This window comes from Myroides sp. LoEW2-1 (genome assembly GCF_009767705.1).
Classification (GTDB): domain Bacteria; phylum Bacteroidota; class Bacteroidia; order Flavobacteriales; family Flavobacteriaceae; genus Flavobacterium; species Flavobacterium album_A.
On sequence record NZ_WSPP01000228.1, the window covers coordinates 1 to 3,354 of the forward strand.

Genomic DNA, 3,354 nt, shown 5'->3' on the forward strand with positions numbered 1-3,354 from the left:
TAAAATCATTTTTACAAACTCAATATAGTTTTCCACGGTTATTATTTATTATTACAAAGATCTGTAGTTTTTAATTCACACACAACTTTTGAGATTGATCCGTTCTTATCCACAACGAAATGACGTTTAAATTATCGAGATGTGTCTTTGTCCTTACAAATTGGAAATTTTTCAGTACCAAAGACCACTCGTTTTTCTCCCCAAGGTCGCAAAATGGGTAAAGAGAAAAAGTATTAATTACCAGAATATATAAAGCAAAAAAGCTAGAGTACAAAATTACATGTACTCTAGCTTTTTCTTATATCCAATGATAGGATTTATCTTTTCTGTTTTGATAACAAAGCATATCTTCTTTTCTAAGTTCTGGAAAAAATCTAATTGCTCTTTCAATAGCGTAATTAGGTAAGAACTTAATCTCCTTACATATTGTAAGAAGCACTTTTTCTTTGCTATACAGCCGAACAATTTCATCTATTTCACTCTGATCGCCACGTTCAATTACACGTACTATAATGGGAATGTATGCTTTCTGATAATCAAGCTTATTAATGTCAGTATCCCAAAATAATTGAGTTCCTAAAGTTGAAATATCAGTTAGTTTTTGTTCTTTTTTCATATTATAAATATAGTGATTTAATGGAGGTTAAGCAACTATTTATCTGCGTATTCCTCTTTTTCTAACATGTTGGTCTATTTTTTTATCGGGTTCTAAATCGAATTTAAAAGAGGGATTTGCAACAGCTTTTTCTAAACGTTCTTTCATTCTATCCCAATTACTTTCTTTTCCATGTATCAAGGTAACCTCAAAATCTCGATAGATATTCTCATAAAAAGTTAATGCATAGGATGCTAATGCTGTATTACCATTATACTTGTTTTTATAAGCATCTAAATAGGTTTGCAAAGGATTGTGCTCTAAAAGAAAATACATATCAACAAAGTCTTTGATACGTGTTCCGCTTTGAAAAATAGCATGAAGTTTCATTGCTCCAATATCTTCTAAAGAAGCTAATCGTACATTGTCTATATGCAATACTTCTTTTTGTAAAGGATATTTATGTGCAATAATATCTACTTTAACTCGATTGATATCCATTAAAATAGTATTATTAAACATTTCCTTTACATTGGCATTAAGTTTTTGCTTTAAATGTTGTGATATCGATTTATAATCAAAATCTTTGGTCGAAAATAGGTCTATATCAATACTAATTCGATGACCTATTTGCAGGCTTAATGCTGTTCCTCCTACAAGAATAAAATCTTGTAACTTTTCATCTTTCATAAGTCTTTGAAGTAATTCCCAAAGCTCATTAATAACGGTTTGTTTATATAACATAATTAAAAAATTTTCAGAAAAGTATTCCTGAAAACCTCCTATATTATGTATTGGCTTAATGAGGTTCTATTTGTCTTTATAAGTCACAAAAAAAAGCCTAACCATAGGTTAAACTTTCATATATTTATTAATAATCTATTTACTTCGTTTGAATCAACTTCTCTAAACGAGTCATCATTTCGTCTTTCTCTTTAAGCATACGCTCATACAAAGCAATCTTTTCTTCATGAAGTTGAACAATTTTATCAATAGGGTTGTTATTAAAAACTGGACTATAATTTATCAAACCTTGTGTACCATGAAATGTACTTGATATTATATTAATCGCTTGCTCTTCATCAAAGTTCTCAATTGCTTCTACAGGTATTTTTAGCACCTTAGAGATCTGTTGTAATAAAGTATTATCAATGACCTCTTTCTGTTCAAGTAGAGATATCTTCTTTTGATTCCAATCATCTCCTAAATCAAAAGCAAGAACCTCTTGTTTGATTCCAAGCATTTCTCTAAAACGCTTTACATTTCTTCCTTGGTGTATTTTATGTTCCATAATTAATAGCTGAGTTAAGAAGGCTCAAAGATAAAGCCAATGATTTAAAAAGATTGAATTGTAAAGTTATAAAATAATCGGTAAGATATCCCAATATGAGAATATTATAGTTGTTTAATAGGAAATTCATAGCAAAATAGACCTTGAAACTGCCAAAAACAGAGTATCATCTGTTTTGATTGTAGTTTAGTTGTTTAACCAAAAAAATAACTATCATGGAAAGTCAAATTACAAAAGACGATTTAAGATTGTTTGCTCAAACAATCATTGGAGAGTTAAAAGATCTATTAGTCAAGCAAAACAAAGAAACTTCTCTTGATTGGGTAAAGGCTAAAGTAGCAAGACAATTACTAAGTATCTCACCAGCCTCGCTACAAACTCTTAGAATCAATGGTAAATTGCAGTATCGCAAAATACTTGGTTCGTATTACTACAACAGAAAAGAGATAGAGAACCTATTTAGTAAGTAGAAGATAGCTTCTACTTACTAAATAGGTTGAAAATTGACTCCTTTAAATTCCTTGCTTGCAAATACAACAGTTGAATTGTTAGAAAGTGTAGAGAATTTAAGGGAGTTTTTATTATCCATTTAATTGATTAATAAAATTAGTTAGTTGGGTTAATTTATCAGGGGTTAGGCTTTTTAAATTCTCTAGTAAATCTGTGTAATTATCAGTTTGTTTATTTGCTTTTCCGTCAAGCTTATCTTTTAATATCTGCATTTCAGTTTTAATAGACTCTTCTTCTGTTAGAGCGTATTCCTCTGTTTGTTTAACAGAGTGATGTCCTAACATTTCTTTGACTACGTGAATAGGTACGCCATTACCAAGAGTTACAGTACTTCCAAAAGTTCTTCTAGCTTTATGGGTGTTTAACTCACTTATCTCACATAGTGAAGCAATTTCTTTTAAGTACTCATTCATCTTTTGATTAGAACGAACTGGAAGAACGATATCTTTACCAATACAATCAGGATGATTTTTATACTTTTCCATTATCTCTATTGCTTTTGGAAGTAGAGGGATAGTTATATTCGCATCTGTTTTTTGTCTGTTGGTTCTAATCCACAGATTGCCCTCCTCATCTTTAGTAATATCGCTTTTCTTTAGTTGAAACACATTGATATAAGCAAGACCAGTATAACACTGAAATACAAATACATCTCTTACAGTACTTACTCTATCATTTTGAAACTCTTTGTTCTCTAAAATAGATAGCTCTTGTTTGCTTAATGGTTTCTTATTGAGCTTCGTCTTTTTAGGTTTGTATTGTACAAAAGGATTAGAAGATATTATTCCCTTCGCAACAGCCCGTAAAACAATCTTCTTGAAGTTTGATATATACTTTATAGCGGTATTGTTAGAACACTGGATATCCAAACGAAATCTGGACAATTAGTTAAGCAGCTTTATTACTATTTATTATTTGATTAAATTCGTTGATTGTCTGGTAGTTTAAGTAGGAGTGT

The 3,354-nt window shown here is 30.2% G+C and carries 4 protein-coding genes and 1 pseudogene; 1 reads left to right on the forward strand and 4 read right to left on the reverse strand.

The features are described from left to right. Positions 1-298: 298 nt before the first annotated feature. From GOQ24_RS12540 to GOQ24_RS12550, 3 genes are all read right to left on the reverse strand, one after another. Positions 299-616, reverse strand: coding sequence for a DUF6922 domain-containing protein (locus tag GOQ24_RS12540; protein WP_006260078.1), 318 nt, complete (start codon positions 614-616; stop codon positions 299-301). 39 nt (positions 617-655) lie between these two features. Beyond that, positions 656-1,339: a nucleotidyl transferase AbiEii/AbiGii toxin family protein gene (locus GOQ24_RS12545; protein WP_160339837.1), complete on the reverse strand. Its 684-nt coding sequence runs from the start codon at positions 1,337-1,339 to the stop codon at positions 656-658. 139 nt (positions 1,340-1,478) lie between these two features. Then, positions 1,479-1,886: a helix-turn-helix domain-containing protein gene (locus GOQ24_RS12550; RefSeq protein ID WP_155093393.1), complete on the reverse strand. Its 408-nt coding sequence runs from the start codon at positions 1,884-1,886 to the stop codon at positions 1,479-1,481. 215 nt (positions 1,887-2,101) lie between these two features. On the opposite strand from GOQ24_RS12550, the gene GOQ24_RS12555 reads away from it, so the two are divergent. Next, positions 2,102-2,356 (forward strand): DNA-binding protein, encoded by a 255-nt coding sequence (locus GOQ24_RS12555; protein ID WP_155093394.1) that lies wholly within the window; start codon positions 2,102-2,104, stop codon positions 2,354-2,356. Positions 2,357-2,467: 111 nt separating this feature from the next. Here the strand turns inward: GOQ24_RS12555 and GOQ24_RS12560 are convergent. Beyond that, a pseudogene (locus GOQ24_RS12560) lies at positions 2,468-3,253 on the reverse strand (tyrosine-type recombinase/integrase); the annotation flags it as partial. Positions 3,254-3,354 lie beyond the last annotated feature (101 nt).

Excerpts from the sequence above, each read along its gene's own strand:
- GOQ24_RS12540 (WP_006260078.1), bottom strand. The coding sequence starts at position 616 with ATGAAAAAAGAACAAAAACTAACTGATATTTCAACTTTAGGAACTCAA.
- GOQ24_RS12555 (WP_155093394.1), top strand. The coding sequence starts at position 2,102 with ATGGAAAGTCAAATTACAAAAGACGATTTAAGATTGTTTGCTCAAACA.
- GOQ24_RS12550 (WP_155093393.1), bottom strand. The coding sequence starts at position 1,886 with ATGGAACATAAAATACACCAAGGAAGAAATGTAAAGCGTTTTAGAGAA.
- GOQ24_RS12545 (WP_160339837.1), bottom strand. The coding sequence starts at position 1,339 with ATGTTATATAAACAAACCGTTATTAATGAGCTTTGGGAATTACTTCAA.